Source organism: Sphingomonas hankookensis, from assembly GCF_028551275.1.
Taxonomy (GTDB): domain Bacteria; phylum Pseudomonadota; class Alphaproteobacteria; order Sphingomonadales; family Sphingomonadaceae; genus Sphingomonas; species Sphingomonas hankookensis_A.
Map to the genome: position 1 here is coordinate 2,375,832 of NZ_CP117025.1, position 18,868 is coordinate 2,394,699.

The following is an 18,868-nucleotide window of genomic DNA, read 5'->3' on the forward strand; positions in this document are numbered from 1 at the left end:
GGGGTCTCTGCGAGGGGACCGCAGCACCCGCCCCATGGAGACCCCAGCCTGCGCTGGGGTGACGACTGGGGCAGAATGTTTGCAAAATGTGGCCGTACCCCGCCTGCGCGGGGGTACGGTAGTAGGCGATACGAACGACACAAGCGACACGGGGGGGACAGATGCCGCACGAACCGGTTCGATCGATCGTCATCGTCGGTGGTGGGACGGCGGGGTGGATGGCGGCGACCTATCTGGCGCGGCGGCTCGCCCATCTGAACCTGTCGATCACCGTCGTCGACAGCGCGGCGATCGGTACCGTCGGCGTCGGCGAGGCGACCGTCCCGGCGATCCGCGACTTCCTGTCGGCGATCGAGCTGGGCGAGGCCGATGTGCTGCGCGAAACCGGCGGCACGATCAAATACGGCATCCGCTTCGACGGCTGGGGCGGCGAAGGCCACCGCTTCTTCCACCCCTTCGGCCTGTATGGCGTCGGGGCGGAGGGCGTCGCCTTCCACCAATACTGGCTGCGACTGAACGCGCTGGGCAAGGCCGGACCGCTCGCCGACTATTGCCTCGCCACCCAACTGGCCCGCAACGGCCTGTTCCTGCCGCCGGTCGACCGGCCGGCCAACGATATCGGCGTGTTCAACTTCGCGCTGCATTTCGATGCCGCCGCCTTTGCCGCGCTGCTGCGCCGCCTCGCGCTTGCCAACCGGGTCGCGCATGTCGACGGGCGGATCGTATCGGTCGCGACCGACCAGCCGCGCGGCCTTGTGACGCAGGTGACGCTGGAAGATGGGCGCACGATCGCCGGCGACCTGTGGATCGACGCGTCGGGGTTCCGCAGCCTGTTGCTGGGCGAGGCACTGGGCGTGCCCTATGTCGACTGGCGCCACTGGCTGCCATGCGACCGTGCGGTGGCGATCCCGTGCCGCGCCGCGCCGGGCGATCCGACGCCCTATACCGTCGCGACCGCGCGCAAGGCCGGGTGGCAATGGCGTATCCCGCTGCGCCACCGTATCGGCAATGGCAGCGTCTATTGCAGCAGCTTCCAGTCCGATGCCGATGCGGAGGACGCGCTGCTCGCGACGCTCGAAGGAGCCCCGCTCGCCGATCCCAACCGCCTGCGCTTCGTCACCGGGCACCGCGCACGCTTCTGGAGCGGCAATGTCGTAGGCCTGGGCCTCGCCTCGGGCTTCCTCGAGCCGCTGGAATCGACCAGCATCTCGCTGATCCAATCGGGCCTGGAACGCTTCGTCGCACTGTTCCCCGACCGCGACTGCGATCCCCGCCTCGCCGCCACCTATAACCGGCAATCGGTGCTGGAATTCGAACGGCTGCGCGACTTCCTGTTCCTCCATTATCTCGCCAACGGCCGCGACGAGCCGTTCTGGCAGGCCATCCGCGCGGTCGAACCGCCCGCCCCCTTGCAGATCAAGCTGGACGCATGGCGTTCGGGAGGAGAATTCGTGCGCAACGAATGGGATACATTCCAGGACCCCAGCTGGCTGAGCCTCTATGCCGGGTTCGGCGACCTGCCCGACCGGCATTCGCCGCTGGCCGACGCGATCGGCGAAGACGCCCTGCTCGAAAGCTTCGGGCGGATGCGCGCCGCGATCGCGCGGACCCTGTCCCATGCCGAACCGCATGGTGCGTTCCTCGCCCGGGTGGCAGGCGCATGAGCGGCGCGACCCACACCCGCGCCGTCATCGCGATGAGCCTCGGCGGGCTGTTGTTCGGGTTCGACACCGCCGTCATCTCCGGCGTCACCGATGCCCTGCGCAGCCAATATGCCCTGTCCGAAGCGGGCCTCGGCCTCGCCGTCTCCGCCGCGCTGTGGGGAACGCTGGTCGGCGCGCTGTTCAGCGGCGCACCGGGCGACCGCTGGGGCAGCCTTGCCGTACTCCGCGTCATCGGGCTGCTCTATGTCGTGTCGGCGGTCGGCTGTGCCATCGCCACCACGCTGACCGGCTTCATCGCCTTTCGCGTGCTGGGCGGCCTCGCCATCGGTGCATCGTCGGTCCTGGTCCCGGTCTATATCGCCGAGATCAGTTCGGCGAAGCGGCGCGGGCTGCTGGTCGGCCTGTTCCAGTTCAACATCGTCGCCGGCATCCTGGTCGCCTATCTCAGCAACTATCTGGTCGCGCAGGCAGTCGCCGCCGATATCGCGTGGCGCTGGAAACTGGGCGTCGCGGCGGTGCCGGCGGCGCTGTTCCTGATCCTGCTGACCGGCCTGCCGCAAAGCCCGCGCTGGTTGTCGGCGCGCGGACGCAGCGACGAGGCCGCCGATGCCGCTGCCCGGCTCGGGCTGGATGCGATCCCGGCAGCGGAGGGCGGCGGCACCGGCCGGCTCCACTGGCGCGCGCATCGCATGCCGATCCTGCTCGCCATCGCCATCGGGCTGTTCAACCAGCTGTCGGGCATCAACGCGATCCTCTATTACCTGAACGACATTTTCGCGGCGGCGGGCTTTACCGGCGTGTCGGGCGATGTGCAGGCGATCGCGATCGGCGTCGCCAACCTGATCGCGACCGTGATCGGCATGGGCGTGATCGATCGCTTCGGGCGGCGTCCGCTGCTGATCGGCGGCGGCATCGTCACCGCGATCGCCCTGGGCGGCGTCGCGCTGGTCTATATGGGACTGGCCTCGCCCGCCCTGCTGCTGCCGCTGCTGATCCTGTTCATCGCCGCCTTCGCCATGTCGCAGGGCGCGGTCATCTGGGTCTATCTCAGCGAGATTTTCCCGACCGACGTGCGCGCGCGGGGGCAGGCGATCGGCAGCGCGACCCATTGGGTCGCCAATGCCGTCCTGTCCTTCGCCTTTCCGCTGGTTGCGCAGTGGGACCGGGCCTTGCCCTTCTGGGGCTTTGCCGCCGCGATGCTGCTGCAGGCGCTGCTGGTCTGGCGTCTGTTCCCCGAAACCCGTGGCCGCGATCTCGAAGCGATCAGCGCCGAACTGACAAAGAGGATTTCCGCATGAAACTGGGCATTCTGGCAGCGCTGCTGGCCGGTGCGGGATGGGGCGGCATCGCCGCGGCACAGGTGCCCGCGAACGGCGGTCCCTATAACGCCAGCTTCCTGACCGGCGGGATCGGCATCGAACGTCCCGTCACCGGTCCGGTGACTGCGGCCAGCGCCCCCTACGCCATGACCCTGTGGATCAAGGCCGACGCCCGACAGAACGGCACCGTCCCGCTGGTCGCGATCGGCGACGGGCGCGTGTTATCGCTCGACGACGGGCGTCTTGCGCTGCGCGATGGCGATGCGACCCTTGCCGGCCCTGCCATCACGCCCGGACGCTGGACGCAGGTCGCCGTCAGTTCGGACGGCCGCCGCGCCGCCATCTATGTCGATGGCCGCCGCGTCGCGACCGGCGTGGCCCCGTCGGCCGCGACGCAGGAAACGCTGCATATCGCCCGCGCGATACCCGGTCGGCCCCATTTCGGCGGTACGCTGGTCGGGGTGACGCTGCACGACCGCGCGCTGGCGGCGGCTGACATCGCCGCCCTTCCGCGTCCCGACTTCGCCAATGTCCAGTTGTGGGAGGTCGGCGTCACCTGGCCGTTCCAGAAACAGGCCAATATCGGGCTGACGCAGCAGCAGGACGCGTGGACCCTGCCGCAGAGCAAGGGCGATGCCTATAGCGCACCGGCGGCAAAGCCGCTGCCGGGCGCGCCGGTGGTCCAGCCGCTGGCCGCCGGCCGATGGCAGATCAACGGCTGGCAACTGGCCGCCGCGCCCGATGTCGCGGGCGACGGCGCAGCGCTGTCGCGGCCGGGAAACCCGAAGGGAAGCTGGCATGCCGCAACCGTACCCGGCACCGTGCTGCAGACGCTGGTCGATCGCGGGGTCTATCCCGATCCCTATTACGGCCTGAACAATCTGAAGATTCCCGAAAAGCTGGCGCGGCAGGATTACTGGTATCGCACGCGCTTCACCGTGCCGGCGGACGCCGCGGGCAAGAAGCTGACCATCGTGTTCGGCGGGATCAACTATGCCGCCGAAATCTGGGCGAACGGAGCCGCGCTCGGCACGACGCGCGGCGCGTTCATCCGTGGCCAGTTCGATTTCGTGCCGGTCGCCGGCGAGAATGTGATCGCGGTCCGCGTATCGCCGCCGCCCCATCCCGGCATTCCGCACGAACAATCGGTCGCGGGTGGCGTCGGCGAAAATGGCGGACAGCTGGCGATCGACGGCCCGACCTTCGTCGCGACCGAGGGGTGGGACTGGATTCCGGGCATCCGCGACCGCAATACCGGGCTGTGGCGTCCGGTCGAGCTGCTGGCGCATGGCGCGGTCCGCATCCTCGACCCGCAGGTCGTCACCGACCTGCCGCTGCCCCGCACCGACCGCGCCGACGTGCACATCACCGTCCCGATCGACAATAGCGGCCCCGCCGCCCCCGTCACGGTCAAGGTCGCGTTCGAAGGGGTGACGGTCGAAAGGCAGGTTACCGCCCCGCCCGGCCGCAGCGACGTCCGCTTCACCCCCGCCGACTTCCCCGCGCTGCGCGTCGCCAATCCCAAACTCTGGTGGCCCAACGGCTATGGCGACCCGCATCTCTATCACGCGACTTATCAGGTCAGCGACGCGAACGGCGTGTCGGACCGCAAGGCGGGACGCTTCGGCATCCGCGAGGTCAGCTACGACCTGTCGCTGTTCGATGCGAAGGGCGCGCTGCGCCGGGTCAATGTCCAGACGACCGATGGCGGCCTTGCCGGGCAGAAGCTGATCGACGTCCGCCATGGTGCGATCAAGCAGACCCCGACCGGATGGGCGGAATCGCTGACCGCGGCGGGCGAGACGTCACGCGCCGTGACGACCATCGCCGAAACGCTACCCGAGCCGCACCTGACCATCCGCGTCAACGGCGTGCGGATCGCCGCGCGCGGCGGCAACTGGGGCATGGACGATGCGATGAAGCGGGTCAGCTATGCCTGGCTCGCCCCCTTCTTCCGCCTCCAGCGCGAGGCGCACATGAACGTCATCCGCAACTGGATGGGGACGAATACCGAGGAGGAGTTCTACGACCTCGCCGACGAAAACGGCATGATGGTCCTGAACGATTTCTGGCAATCGACCCAGAATTTCCAGATCGAACCCGACGATGCGTCGCTGTTCCTCGCCAACGCCCGCGACACCATCGCACGCTATCGCAACCACCCGTCGATCATCCTGTGGTTCGGCCGCAACGAGGGCGTCCCCTATCCGGCGCTGAACGAGGGGCTGGACGATGCCGTGTTCCAGCTCGACGGCACGCGCTGGTTCACCGGATCGTCGAACGTCGTGAATTTGCAGGGGTCGGGGCCGTACAACTACCGCCCGCCGGTCGGCTATTTCACCGATCTCGCCACCGGCTTTTCGGTCGAAACCGGCACGCCGTCGCTGTCGACCGCCGAATCGATCGCATCCTACGTCCCCGCCGGCGACCGCTGGCCGCTGGGCGATGTGCTCGCCTATCACGACTGGCATTTCGGCGGGAACGGCGACACCAAGACGTTCATGCAGACGCTGGCGACGATGTTCGGACCGGGCAAGGACTTCGCCGATTTCGAACGCAAGGCGCAGATGATGAACCTCGAAACGCACAAGGCGATGTACGAAGGTTTCCTGGGGCATCTGTGGACCAAGAATAGCGGCCGGCTGCTGTGGATGACCCACCCGGCGTGGCCGTCCAATGCGTGGCAGATCTATTCGTGGGACTATGACACCCACGCGGCCTATTACGGCGCGAAGAAGGCCGCCGAACCGCTCCATGTCCAGCTGAACCTGCCGGGCAACGAACTGGTCGTGCTGAACACGACGCAGACGGATGCGAAGGGCTTGACCGCCCGCGTGCGCGTGGTCGGGCTGGACAATGCCGAACTGTTCACCCGGACCGACCGGGTCGACGCGCTCGCCAACCGCGCAACCACGCTGGCCGTCGTTCCGCTCGACGGGCTATATGCGGCGCATCCGATGGTGCTGGTCCGCCTGACGCTCACCGACGCCGCCGGTCGGCAGGTCTCCGACAATTTCTACTGGCGCGGACGCGATGCCGCATCCTACCAGGCGCTCAACGGCCTCGCCCCGGCGAAGCTCACGACCCGCATGGCCGCGCCGGTAGTCGATGGTGCCGACCGCATGGTCGCCGTCACGCTGTCGAACGATGGAGCCGTGCCCGCACTCAACGTCAAACTGACCCTGACCGGGCCGAGCGGCGCCCGCATTCTCCCCGCCTTCTACAGCGACAACTATATCTCCCTCCTCCCCGGCGAACACCGCGACGTCACCATCCGCTATCCGGCGACGCAAGCGGCGGCACCGATGGTATCGCTGCGTGGCTGGAACCTCGCCAATTCGACGCTGAAGCCGTGATGGGCAAGGTGTAGGCGGTCGCTTCGTATCGGTGCGGGATCGGACGCGGTTCGATCCCGCATCGAGCAGTGGCCCTAAGACTCCGCTCTGGATTGGCCGTCTTGGCTAATGGTCACAGCAGCCTGCAGGCGAGCACCACCCATCGCCGGGTTCGGCGAACGATACGGACCCGCCATTCGCGACCCGTCTGTGTGAGAAACGTCTGCTGCAAGTGGCAGGCATGCTGGGCAAAGTCGTGAAAGTCGATCCGATGATGCGCCAGCACGAGCATGCCCCCGGGCCGCAGGGCGCGTGCGACGTCCTGCGCGGTATGCTTCATTGCCTTGGGCGACAGATAGTAGAGCATCTCGGCAATGACGACCGCGTCATATTGACCCCGCGGAAACCGGGCGGGCACGGCCAGCCGTATCGCCCGGGCACGCGGCGCCCGTCCCCGAAGAGCAGCAGCGACCAGCTTCGTTCCCGCGGCGGTCGCCTCGGTCGCATCCAGCCGTAGACTTCGCGCGGCCAGTGCGCGACTGTTCGAACCGTTACCCGCGGCCAGCTCGAGCACCCGGCCGCGCGGGGCGCAGCCGATCGCATGCAGGATCGCGGTGCGCTTGATCGCCTCGTCATGGTCGGAAAAGGTACGCCACGGATCGGGATCGTGCGTGAAGCTGCGCTCGAACCCGTCAAGCGTGATCGGCCTCATCGCCGGCCAGCCACGACGAAGACTTCCTGCGGACCGCTGAACGCGGCGATCTGTTGGCGGGTCATCGCGAAGCCTGTCGGATCGTCGGTGATCCATCCAGCCTGGGTGCGATAGCTGCGGATCGCGTTACGTTTGGCCAGACGCTCCTGCGCGGTCAGCGGCAGCATACGCGACCCGCGCCACCGCTGCCCGGCCGGCCATACCGGATAGCGCCACCAACACAGGCCCGGTCGCGCGACGGCTCCCGCCGCCACGACGCGGTGATCGGGATGCGCGTCGTTCGACAACGGCGCAAGCGCGAGCAGGGGCGTCGGCAGCTTGCGAACGGCACGCGCCATCGCCCGACGCACCTCAGACAGATGGTCACCCAGCCGTCCATCGGGCAGGCCGAGGAACGTCACGGCGTCCGCCATCACGCCGATCCGCCGCATGACCCGCCGCGTTTCCCGCTGACGTTCGCGCACCAGGCGCCGACGCGGCCATGCCGCGCTGCCCGGATGCGATGCCGCGCCGTCGCTCACGACGAGAATGGCGATGCGGACACCACGTCGCGCCAGCCGGGCAATCAGGCTATGGGCCGCAATCGCTTCGTCGTCCGGATGCGGTGCGACGACCAGCAACGCGCGCGGGCGACCTACCCTGACCTTCACAGCATCGGCCGCAGGATGCCGGACGCGACGGCGGCACCGACCTGCATCCGCTGCGCATCCGGTCCGGGCTGACGCAAGTACATCGCCAGATCGGTCATGGTCCCAGAAAGCGGATGATCGACGAACAGCGAAGCGACGCCGACCGCCTCCTGCGCAAGGGCAATAGCCTCCCCGCCGGCGGCATAGGTCGCAGCGCGCGCCGCTGCGACGAGCGGCAGGCGCGCCGCTTCGTCGGCGAACCAACCCTCCGCCGCGCGCCGTATCGCTGCGTTGGAGGCTTCCGCAAGGCCGAACAGACGCGCCAGGCGACCGGCCTGATGCGGGTCCGCGGCACGGCCCGCCGTCACCAGATAATCGCGAACCACATCGACCAGCCGAGCGATTCCGCCGGCCTGCACCGCGACGAACCGCAGCGCGCCGCCGCTGAACCAAGGCTCCCGCACATAATCGCCCGGTGCCCCGATGGCCGCGTCGAGTCCGACCGGCGCGTCCTGCCAGCGTACGATATGCGTCTCGGATCGCTGCATGCCGGCAACCCGCCAGAAATCGTGGTCGATCTCCGGCACGGCCATCGCGAGGTCGAGGAGCAGAAGTTGCCGTCCAGCGGCGCTATCGACCGTGACCAACGCGTGGGACAAAATGCCGGCACCCGATGCGAAACTCTTGCCGCCGTTCAGCAAAGCCCCATCCCACCGCAGCGGCTCCCCCGATAGATCGGCATTCCATACGCCCAGGATCGCTCCACCGCATATGGCGTCGGACAGGGCGCGAACCTGTTCGGCCGTTCCATAACGGGCGACGATCTGCACCGCATCGACATGCCCTTCGAACAGCCGGCCAAGCGGAAGGTCCTCCCGCCCGACCGTGTAGAGCAGCCGCAGCAATGCGAGTAGCGATGCCGCATCCTGCGGGTCGCTCCCCACCGCCGTATCGCGCCCCAGCTCGGCAAGACGCAGGCTGAGGTCGTTCATGCCGCCCGCGCCGGATCGGCGGCCGCTACCAGCGCGGCAAGGACAGCTTCCGCGATCGGCAGCGACACCTGCCGCATCCCCTGTGGCGCTACCGGTACGACCCGCATCGCAAATGCCTCCGCGTTCGGACAATCGCGTGCGACCCCGATCACATGATCCACGCTCAACCGGATCGCCGCGGCCAAGGCGGAAAAGTCGCGACGCCGGAACGCGCTTCGGGCCGCGGCGTGGTGGCGATACTGCCAGAGCTGGTCGACTGGATGGGTCACGCGGACGGGATCGATTCCGGCGCGATCGAGCCAATCGAGCGCGGTGGCGAGGCCACCCTCCGCCCGACCCTGTCGGCGGGTCGAGGTATGGACGACGCTGGCCGCTTCGCGTCGTACGCGAAAGCCGGCGCGTGCCGCGTCGTCGATCAGCCGTGCGTCCTCACCGCTCGCCACAGGTGCGAAGCCGCCGAGCGCGGCGTAGGTTGAAAGGCGGATGGCGATGTTGGCGGCGCTGCTATGCGGATGTGCAACGGGCGGTTCCCAGTCCACCGGATCGACGCGGCGGCGCAGGGCATAGAGGTCGGCATAATATCGCTCGATGCGATCCTGTGCCGCGTCGCGCCGGGGGCCGCGGCGGATGACGTTGCCGGCGACGACGTCGGCACCGGCGAGCGCGGCCAAGGTGATCCGCAACCAGTCGTCCTGCGGGCAGCTGTCGGCGTCGGTCGTCATCAGGATGCCGTTCGCGTTCCCCAGGACCGCCGCACCCAGCGTCATCGCGCCATGACGGGCGATCCCGGCATTGGCATCCGGCCGACAGGCGGTTGCTACATGGACGGGGAACGCCGCGCGGTGCGCATAGTCCGACACGATGTCGGCGCTGCCATCGGTGCAGCTGTCGAGCAGCAGGCAGACCGCGACGTCGGTCGCCGGCGGGACGGCCAGCCGACCCAGACCGTCGAGGAAGCGCGGAAGGCGGGCGGCTTCGTTACGAACCGGAACGCAGATGGCGACAGCCTGCCGGGCTGCATCCTCCATCAGCCGTTCCGGAGGAAGGCGAGGAGATGAAGTCGGGCGCAGGAGCATTGGTTCATATCGCTACGGTAACGAACGCCGCGATCTATTGTTCACGACAATCATGTTGATTTACATCAACATACCAAAGCGGCACGGGACCGCGCGCTGCCGGGCGCGCCCTACCGCCGAGGCGGCGGGGCGGTCGAGCCGCGCACTGCCAGATCGGCCGCGACATAGACCGGTTCGGTCGGCAGATCGTCCTGCGCCTGTTCGGCGATGATACGCTCGACCGCCAGCGTGGCGACCGCCGCGATCGGCTGTACCACCGCGGTCAGCGGCGGCGATGCGAAGCGGGCGACCGGCGTGTCGTCGAAGCTGATTATCGAGAGGTCCTCGGGCACCCTCAGCCCACGTTCGCGGGCATATTCGAGCGTGGCGATCGCCATCTGGTCGCTGCTGGCGATGATCGCCGTCGGGGGATCGGCGGCGGCCAGCAGGCTGTTCGCCGCCGCCCGGCCCGATGCATAGTCGAAATTGCCGGGCGCGAGCAGGTCGTCGGCAAGTCCCGCTTCGGCCAGCGCGGCACGCCATCCGGTCACGCGCCAGCCGCTCAGTTCATAATCGGTCGCCCCGGCGATCAGGCCGATCCGGCGATGGCCGAGCGCGATCAGATGGTCGGTCGCCATCCGCGCGGCATCTTCGTCACCCATGATCAGCGAAAATCCGGGACCGGGCGTCAGCGATCCGATCCGCGCGATGCTGATGCCGTGGCGCTCTAGGAGGTCGAGGATGACCGGGTCCTGCGAATGCGGCGGGGTCAGGATCACGCCGTCCGGTCGCAACGCACCGATCGCGCCCAGCAGTTCGCGCTCGATATGGTCGCTATGCGTATCGACCAGCTCGAGGATCAGACGATAGCCGTGCCGTCCGCAGGTCAGCATCCCGCCGAGCAGCATCTGGTCGACCCAGTCGGTACCTTCGCGGTTCTGCCAGCCGGCGATCGTGCGGTCGCGGTCGTTGAGCGCGAGGATCAGGCGCGATTTCGATCCGCCCATGCGCTGCGCCGCGATCAGCGGGACATAGCCCAGCCGGTTGATCGAGCCGCGCACCCGCTCCGCCATTTCGGGGCGGACATTGGGTTCGTTGTTGATGACCCGGCTGACGGTCTGCAGCGACACCCCGGCATCGGCCGCGACATGCTTGATCGTCACCGCCTGACGACGGCGTGGCATCAGGGTCGATCCGCTGGGCAATAGCGCGCGACATAGTCGCCGTGCGGCGGCATCGTCGCGACGGTATCCGCCACCTGCCGCCGAATCATCGACAACAGCCGGTCGAGCTCCGCATCGCTCAGCTTGTCGGCGATCGGGTGATAGCCCTCCGGTACGATCCCCTGCCCCATCATCACCTGCACCCAGCTATTCTCGCCGAACAATTCCTCGTTGCGGCGGAATACCCGTCCGCTCTGGCGGAACAAGTCGATTTTCTGTTGCAGCGTCGTCGGTACGTCCATGGCGGCACATTGCCGCCAGAACGGAGAGTCGCGCCGGTCGGTAACCTTGTAATGCAGGATCAGGAAGTCGCGGATCTGTTCCATGTCCTGCAGCTGCTGGTCGTTGAATTCGGCGACGTCCGCTGGCCGGATGCCCCCTTGCGGGAATAGTCGCAGCAGCCGCAGCACGGCGCGCTGGATCAGGTGGATGCTGGTGGATTCCAGCGGCTCCATGAACCCGCCGGACAGGCCGATGGCGACGCAGTTGCGATGCCATTGCTTCCGCCGCGCGCCCGTCGTGAAGCGCAGGAAATTGGGTTCGGTCCGCACCGCGCCTTCGACATTGCCCATCAGCCGGTCGAGCGCGCCGTCACGGTCGAGATATCGGCTGCAATAGACGATGCCGTTGCCGACCCGGTGTTGCAGCGGGATGCGCCATTGCCACCCCGCATCATGCGCCATCGCGCGGGTATAGGGCAGCGGCGGCCCGACGCTTTCGGTCTGCACCGCGATCGCCGCATCGCACGGCAACCAGTGCGTCCAGTCGTCGAAGCCAGCGTGCAGCGTCCCTTCGATCAGCAGCGCGCGGAAACCGGTGCAGTCGAGGAACAGGTCGCCCTCGATCCGCCGATCCCCGTCGAGCAGCAGCGCGGCGATATCGCCGGTTTCGCCGTCAAGTTCGACCCGGGCGATGCGCCCCTCGACCCGCTGCGTGCCGTCGCGCTCGGCCATATTGCGCAGGAATTGGGCATAGCGGCCGGAATCCAGCTGATAGGCATAGTTGGTCGCGTCGCCCGGCAGATGCGCGAACTTGCCCTGCAACGCCGCGACCAGCTCGGTGCAATAGTCGTCATAGGGCCGTTCATGCCCCCGCGTCCGACCGTTCAGCCAGTAATGCTGGAACCCCGCCGCCCAATGATCGCGCCCGGTGGTGCCGAACGAATGGAAATAGCGGCTGTCCGGGGTGTGCCACCCGTCGAACAGGATGCCGAGCTTGAAGGTCGCGGCGGTGGCGGCCATGAACTCGGCCTCGTTGATGCCGAGCAAGCGGTTATAAGTGACCAGCGGCGGGATGGTGGACTCGCCGACCCCGACCGTCCCGATCGCCTCGGATTCGACCAACGTCACCTCGACCATGCGGCCCATCGTCCGGGCGATGGCGGCGGCGGCCATCCAGCCGGCGGTGCCGCCCCCGGCGATCACGACGCGCGTGACGCTCATTTGGCCAGCTGCCTCAGCAGGAAGTTGCGCAGCCGCTCCGCGCTTTCGGCGGTCAGGGGATCGAGCACGCCGCGCCCGCCCGGCGGCAGGTGCGCGGTCACGGCATCGTCGTTGGCGAATACATAATGGTCGAACACCGCCCGCCAATGTGCCTTCTGATCGTCGGGCAGGTCACGAATGGCGAGGATCGCGTGATGCAGCGCGTCCTGCGGCTGGCCGAACCAGCGCGGCTGATCGCGCCACCAATAGTTGACGAGGATGTTGAACGGCGCCAGCCCCTCGACATGATGCCACCATAGCGACGGGATTTGGATCGCATCGCCCGGCTCCAGCTCGGCGACCTGTGCGTGGCGGAGCGCTTGGGCAAAGCGGGGATGCCGTTGCGGATCGGGTGCGGTGAAATCGACCATCGACACCGCACGCCCGGCTGGCGTGTTGTCCAGCGGCCCCAGATGGAGGTTGACGAACTGGTCGGGCGGAAACAGCGTGAAGCGCCGCCGACCAGCCGCCACGCAGGCGAGGTTCGCCGGCAGGTCGTTATGCGCGGCGATCCGCGTGCGGGTGCCGATCCAGATGCTCGCCAGCGGTTCGCGCGTCCCCAGATCGACCCGGTTCGCCTCGGCCAGCCCGTCGAAGAACCCGCGCAGGTCGATCGACGCAAGGTAGATCGGCCGGCCATCGACCGCGTCCTCCTCGCGCGCGATCTGCCCCAATATGTCGGGCAGCTTCGCCCGGACGGTGGCGAAGTTCATCGCCATAGCATCGTCGTAGAACAGCCGGTCGCCGCCGCCCGGCCGGCCGATCGACACGGTGAAGGGAATGTCGCGGTGATGCTGCACCAGATAGTCGCGTGCCGCCTGCGACGACTGCCGAGCCGCCTCGACCAGCGGCCAGTCGGTCACCAGCCCTCGCACCACGAACGGCGCCGTCGCCTCGCGCAGCAACCGGTCGAGCGTGGCGGCGTCGCCAGCCTCGACCTCGGCGATCGTCGGCAGGTCAGCCATGCCGGTTCTTGCGCGCGATCAGGGCGGGCAGATTGGCGAGCGACGCGATCGCCATATAGATCGGCAGCAGATGCCCGTCGGCGTTCAACCGCCCGAGCGTCGCGGCGTCCAGCTCGGCCACCCGTTCCTCGGCGATGCAGTGGAACCCGACCAGCCGGTTGGTCGACCCGTCGTCCAGCGTCACCTCCAGCGTGAAGGGTTCGAGCAGGCCGTACCGGTCGAGCGCGTCCATGAACGCCGCCGATCCGCGATAGCCCGCGTCGAGCGCGCCCAGCCGTTCGAGGATCACCTCCAGATAGGGCGACGGCCGGCCCTCCCGATCGAAGATTCGCACCCCGTCGTCGCTCGACAGGCGCGGGCTGGCCATGTCGATCACCGCCTTGGGCGTCGTATCGCCATCGGGTGCGCCGCCGATCAGGAACGGCTGGATATCGATCGACAGCGGCAGATAGGGCGCATCCCAGCGGCCATCGGCCAGAAACAGATTCTCGCCCGCATCGAAACCGAACAGCGCGAGCGGTACGAAGCCGTCGCGTTCGCGGTTCTGGCGGAACAGGATCGGATAGCTCGCCTGCACCTGACGGAATTCGTCCGGCACGACCAGCGCGGTCATCACCCCGTCGCCCAGCTCGACCGAACGTTCGCGGCGGACCCGCAGATCGCGATGCGCGGCGACGTTCAACAATTGATGATCAGACATGGGCCATTCCGGTCGGAGGAGTAAGGGCGCGCAGATAGGCGCGGTTGGTCGGCAGGCTGGCGGCGAGCGTCCGCGCGCGTTGCCGCACCTGATGCAGCGCGCTCGCGGTGCAGGGATGCGGGCGCAGCGCGCTGGGCGGCGGCGGGCTTACGCCCATGCCGTACAGCACATATTGATGGCTCGCCGCCGGAAAGATTTCGTCGGCATGCGCAAAGTCGGCGGGCGACGGTGGCTGCATCGGCCACAGCGCCATCCGATCGCGGAGCGACTCCGTCCAGCTGCCCGGATCGCGATGGGCACACCAATAGGGCGTGTAGCGCTCGCTCAGCGCGTAATGGAGCTTCAGGAAATCGACGATCCGATTCCAGCGATAGCGGAACAGATCGTTGAACCGCCGCGCCAGCAGCGGCATGGCGCTCCGATCCGCCGGAAAGCCGTCGAGCAGCGCGTCGATCGACAATTCGATCAGCACGATCGCGGATGCTTCGAGCGGTTCGAGGAAGCCGGCGGACAGGCCGATGGCGACGCAATTGCCCTGCCAGAAGCGCTCGCGATGCGCCGAGCGGAAGCGGAGCTGGCGGTACGCCAGCGCCGCCGCTTCCGCCCCCGGCGCGGTCCTCGACAGATACTCGCGTAACGTCGCTTCCGCCGCGTCATCGCTCAGGAAATCGGACGCATAGACGCAGCCGACGCCGCGCCTGCTCGGCAGACCGATGTCCCAGATCCAGCCGGCATCATGCGCGGTCGCATTGGTCTGCGACGCGATCGGGCTGTCCGGCGCGACCGGCACCTGCACCGCCAGCGCACGGTCGTTGAACAGGATGGGGGTATGGTCGATCGTCCCGATCCCGAAATGCCCCCCGATCAGCAGCGCGGCGTGCCCGGTGCAATCGAGGAACAGGTCTCCCGCAATCCGTCCCGCCCCCCGCGTCAGGACGGCGGCGATGTCGCCATCGTCCGCCGCCTCGACCCCGGTCACATGATCGCGGACATGCCGCACGCCCAGCCGGTTGCAGGCGGCATCGCGCAGCAGCGCGGCAAACTTTCCCGCATCGAGGTGATAGCCATAGTTGAGCGCCCCGGCATAGGGCGCCATCCCCGGCTGGCGCGGGGCAAGGTCGTCGGCGCAGACCGCCGGCTGAGCGCAGACCGCCTCCGCAAAACGCCCGCCATCCCATGCCCGCAGCAGATCGGCGGCGGGCACATCGGCCGGCGCGGTAAAGGGGTGGTAATAGAAATCGTCCAGCGCGCCGGTGCGCCATCCATCGAAGCGCGAACCCTGCTTGAAGGACGCGTCGGCGGAGCGGAGGAAGGTAGCCTCGTCGATGCCGATCCGTGCCAGCGTGCCGCGCATCGTCGGCCACGTCCCTTCGCCCACGCCGATCGTGGCGACGTCGGGCGATTCGATCAGCGTCACCGCCAGGGGTTCGGCGGCATGAGGGTCGGCCGCCGCCGCGATGCGGCACGCGGCGAGCCACCCGGCGGTTCCCCCGCCGACGACCACGATCTGCCTGACCCGCTGCGTCACCCTCATCCGGTCCCGTTATCGGTCGCCGGGCGGCATGACCCGCCCGGCGACCCCTGGTGCGATCAGAAGCTGAACCGCACGCCGCCGGTATAGCGCGCAAAGCCCGGCTGCGCGAACGTCACGAAGTTTTCGTTGCGGCGGTGGCCGCGACGTCCTTCGCCGGTCAGGTTGATCGCTTCGGCGAACAGCGTCAGCCCCTTGCGGAACTCGTAGCTGACGCTCGCATCGACCTGCCCGTACGCTTCGACATAGGTCGGGTTCGGGTTGCCGCCGGCATAGAACTTGTCGCGCCAGTTATACGCGACACGTCCCTGCAGGCCCGCCTTGTCATAGAACAGCACCGCGTTCGCGCTGTCGCTTAGGCCCGCCAATGCGAACTGACCGACATTGGGGTCGAGCGCGTTGTTGAACTTCGCGTCGCCCCGCACGATCGTATAGTTCAGGATCGTGCCGAAGCCGGTGTCCCAGAAGCTGTGCTGGATCGCGAATTCGAACCCGTCGAGCGTCGCCGTCTGGTCCGAATTGAACGGCGTGCCGATCCGGAAATCGACCAGCCCGTCTTCGGGCAGACCCAGGATACGGCCGGTATAATAGCCGTTGACGTCGAGGATAGGGGCCCCGGCCGCATTGCGCGCGACCTCCACGCCCTGCGTGAAGTTGCGCAGGATATAGTCGCGGATGCGCCCGGTGTCGGTCGTTCCGCCCAAGGCCGCCTGCGCCGCACGGAAGCGGGGACCGTTGGCGGGGTTGCGCAGGTCGAATGCCGAGCGCTGCACTTCCTGCGAATTGATGAAGTTGCTGACGTTCTTGCGAAAATATCCGGCAGAGACGTAGCTGGTCGGCGCGTAATACCACTCCGCCGACACGTCCATGTTCTTCGACAGGAACGGCACGAGGTTCGGATTGCCCTGCAACCCGCCGCCGCCGGCAATGCCGAACTGGCGGTTGAGCGTCAGACCACCTTGCAGGCTGTTGTAATCGGCGCGGGTGATGGTGTGGCTGTACGATGCGCGCAGCTTGACGTTGTCCAGCACCTCCATGTCGAAATCGACTGCCGGCAACCAGTTGTCGTAGCTGCCCTTGCTGGTCAGGAAGTCGCTCTGCGGCGAATAGACGACGTTGAACTCGCCCTGCGCGACCCATGCCGTACCGACCGGGATCGGCGTCAGCGACGACGAACTGACCGTCGTCTGGTCATAGCGGACACCGGCGATCAGGTGCGAACGACGACCGAGCAGATCGAACGCGTTGTTGACCTGGATGAAGGGCGAGATCGTCTTTTCGGTGATGCGCCGGTCGGCCTCGAAGCTGGCGAGGCAGTTGCCGTCGCCGCCGCAGATGCCGAACCGGCTGTCGAGCAGGTCGACCATCCGTTCGAAATCGAACTTGTAATAGGCCGGGATGATCCCGTCCTTCGCGCCACTCACCCCACGGAACTTGTCGGGCAGCGACACGCGGGTGAACAGGTCGTCGGGCAGGTCCGCCGGCGTGCCGACGCCGCCCCAGGTATCATTCTGTACGAAACCGTATGCCGAACGGACCTGGTTGTTGACGTAGGAAAAGCCGAAATCGATCGAATCGAGGAAGCTGCCGTCATGGTCGTAATGACCGCTCAGCTGCACCTGGTTGATCTCGTCCCGGAAATAGGCGTTGCGGAACGAATTGCCGGTCGCGTTGATCAGCGCCGGGTTCAGCGCGTCGATGCCCGGCTGCATCACGTAGGAGATGACCGGCAGGTCCTTGGTGAAATCGACCGTCTGCGACGCGACGCCGAAGATCGCCGACCCGACCGAGGTGCTGGAGCCGAAGCGGTTGGTCGGCTTCGATTCCGCGGTCGAATGATGCGCGTCGAGCGTCACGGTGACGCCGCCCGGCGCCTCCCATTTCAGGTTGCCGCCGAGCGACTTGTTCTCGCTGACATTGGCGGTCAGCGATCCGCTGTACGACAGGTCCTTACCCGGCCCGAACCGCTCGGTGTAGAATACCGGTCCGGCGGCCGGTCCATCGGTCCACTCGCTCGACGTGTCGCCGAAGTTGAACCAGATGCCGACGCTGCTGTCGCGCGCCTCCACCTTGTTGCGCGAATAGGTGAAGTCGACGGTCGCGGTCAGCGATTCCACCGGACGATATTGCAGCACGACCTGCCCGTTGATCCGCTCGCGACGGATGTCGGTCAGGTTGTAGGCCGCGCTTTGGGGAACTTCGTAGACGTCGGTCGGGCCGGGGCGGTTGATGACGTTCGGCCCTTCGGCGCCGAGCGTCCCCCAGTCGTTCTCGGTGCCGAGGAACGCATTGCCGAACCCGACCGAACCGGTGTTCACGCTGGCGTTGCGCTTCTGATAGCTGCCCGACACGAGGAAGCCGAACTGGTCCTCGCTGCCGAAGGTGCTGCTGAACACGCCCGACAGTTCCGGCGTGATCTGATCCTTGCCGTTCTGCGACGTGTCGATCATGCCCTTGGCCGCGACCGATCCGCGGATGCCGGGACGGTCGAGCGGACGCGGCGTCTTGATGTTGATCGTCGAACCGATACCGCCCGACGGCACGGCGGCGCGGCCGGTCTTGTAGACCTCGACCCCGGCAATGCCTTCGGATGCGATATTGGCGAAGTCGTACGAGCGCGAGGCCGGCGCGCTGGCGCCATCGCCCAGCGTCGAGGTCGGCAGCTGGCGGCCGTTCAGTACGACGAGGTTATATTCGGGACCGAAGCCGCGCACGGTGACGGTCGAGCCTTCGCCATTGGCGCGGTCGATCGACACGCCGGTGATGCGCTGGAGCGACTCCGCCAGGTTCGTGTCGGGGAACTTGCCGATATCCTCGGCGCTGATCGCGTCGACCACGCCCTGCGCGTTGCGCTTGATGTTCAGCGCGTCGCGAAGGCTGGCGCGGATCCCGGTGACGAGGATTTCGTCGCCTTCGACTTCGGGCGCGTCCGCGGTCTGGATTTCGGAATCGCCGGGCTGGCCGAGCGTCGCGGCGGCGTCCTGCGCCAGCGCCGGTGCCGCAACCGCGACCAATGCACTGGCCGAAGCCCCGATCATCCAACGCGAAACGGTGCGAGTGGCGGTGCCACGCATGTCCTTCCTCCCCTGCTTTCGTGCGCGTCCTATTTGCGCGCATATTGAGAACGTTCACTTGAACAGGCCGAAGGGGGTGTCAAGCCACGCGCAGAGGAAATGTGAACATTCTCACGAAAGTGATGCCGGAAGGCCACGTTGACCGCGTTGTCATACCGACCGGCCGAATTTGAACGACTTACGGACGG

The 18,868-nt window shown here is 67.4% G+C and carries 13 protein-coding genes; 3 read left to right on the top strand and 10 right to left on the bottom strand.

The features are described from left to right. Positions 1-161 precede the first annotated feature (161 nt). The 3 genes from PPZ50_RS11160 to PPZ50_RS11170 are packed head-to-tail and all read left to right on the top strand — an operon-like array spanning position 162 to position 6,339. The gene (locus tag PPZ50_RS11160; protein WP_066691228.1) at positions 162-1,664 is read left to right on the top strand and encodes a tryptophan halogenase family protein; all 1,503 of its coding nucleotides are present in this window, start codon (positions 162-164) and stop codon (positions 1,662-1,664) included. Further along, positions 1,661-2,962, top strand: coding sequence for a sugar porter family MFS transporter (locus PPZ50_RS11165; RefSeq protein ID WP_066691231.1), 1,302 nt, complete (start codon positions 1,661-1,663; stop codon positions 2,960-2,962). The genes PPZ50_RS11160 and PPZ50_RS11165 overlap by 4 nt, the downstream gene beginning before the upstream one ends. Next, positions 2,959-6,339 (top strand): glycoside hydrolase family 2, encoded by a 3,381-nt coding sequence (locus tag PPZ50_RS11170; protein WP_066691235.1) that lies wholly within the window; start codon positions 2,959-2,961, stop codon positions 6,337-6,339. The genes PPZ50_RS11165 and PPZ50_RS11170 overlap by 4 nt, the downstream gene beginning before the upstream one ends. Positions 6,340-6,451: 112 nt before the next feature. On the opposite strand, the gene PPZ50_RS11175 is transcribed toward PPZ50_RS11170, so the two are convergent. From PPZ50_RS11175 to PPZ50_RS11220, 10 genes are all read right to left on the bottom strand, one after another. Beyond that, positions 6,452-7,030, bottom strand: a complete 579-nt coding sequence (locus PPZ50_RS11175) for a class I SAM-dependent methyltransferase (protein ID WP_066691241.1) — start codon at positions 7,028-7,030, stop codon at positions 6,452-6,454. Beyond that, entirely contained in the window at positions 7,027-7,680 is a 654-nt protein-coding gene (locus PPZ50_RS11180) for a PIG-L deacetylase family protein (protein ID WP_084401628.1), read from the bottom strand. The genes PPZ50_RS11175 and PPZ50_RS11180 overlap by 4 nt, the downstream gene beginning before the upstream one ends. Continuing rightward, a complete protein-coding gene (locus PPZ50_RS11185) occupies positions 7,677-8,651 on the bottom strand; it encodes an acyl-CoA dehydrogenase (RefSeq protein WP_066691251.1) in 975 nt (324 codons plus the stop codon). The genes PPZ50_RS11180 and PPZ50_RS11185 overlap by 4 nt, the downstream gene beginning before the upstream one ends. Then, a complete protein-coding gene (locus PPZ50_RS11190) occupies positions 8,648-9,679 on the bottom strand; it encodes a glycosyltransferase (RefSeq protein ID WP_164523857.1) in 1,032 nt (343 codons plus the stop codon). Before PPZ50_RS11190 ends, PPZ50_RS11185 begins: the two co-directional genes overlap by 4 nt. 158 nt (positions 9,680-9,837) lie before the next feature. After that, a complete protein-coding gene (locus PPZ50_RS11195) occupies positions 9,838-10,890 on the bottom strand; it encodes a LacI family DNA-binding transcriptional regulator (protein WP_066691294.1) in 1,053 nt (350 codons plus the stop codon). Beyond that, positions 10,890-12,371 (bottom strand): tryptophan halogenase family protein, encoded by a 1,482-nt coding sequence (locus tag PPZ50_RS11200; RefSeq protein ID WP_066691264.1) that lies wholly within the window; start codon positions 12,369-12,371, stop codon positions 10,890-10,892. The genes PPZ50_RS11195 and PPZ50_RS11200 overlap by 1 nt, the downstream gene beginning before the upstream one ends. After that, entirely contained in the window at positions 12,368-13,375 is a 1,008-nt protein-coding gene (locus PPZ50_RS11205; RefSeq protein ID WP_066691265.1) for a cupin-like domain-containing protein, read from the bottom strand. The genes PPZ50_RS11200 and PPZ50_RS11205 overlap by 4 nt, the downstream gene beginning before the upstream one ends. Next, positions 13,368-14,075 (bottom strand): SapC family protein, encoded by a 708-nt coding sequence (locus tag PPZ50_RS11210; RefSeq protein ID WP_066691267.1) that lies wholly within the window; start codon positions 14,073-14,075, stop codon positions 13,368-13,370. The genes PPZ50_RS11205 and PPZ50_RS11210 overlap by 8 nt, the downstream gene beginning before the upstream one ends. Then, positions 14,068-15,609, bottom strand: coding sequence for a tryptophan halogenase family protein (locus PPZ50_RS11215; protein WP_066691269.1), 1,542 nt, complete (start codon positions 15,607-15,609; stop codon positions 14,068-14,070). Before PPZ50_RS11215 ends, PPZ50_RS11210 begins: the two co-directional genes overlap by 8 nt. Positions 15,610-15,665: 56 nt before the next feature. After that, complete coding sequence (locus tag PPZ50_RS11220; RefSeq protein WP_066691271.1) at positions 15,666-18,680, bottom strand: TonB-dependent receptor; 3,015 nt, start codon at positions 18,678-18,680, stop codon at positions 15,666-15,668. Positions 18,681-18,868: the final 188 nt, after the last annotated feature.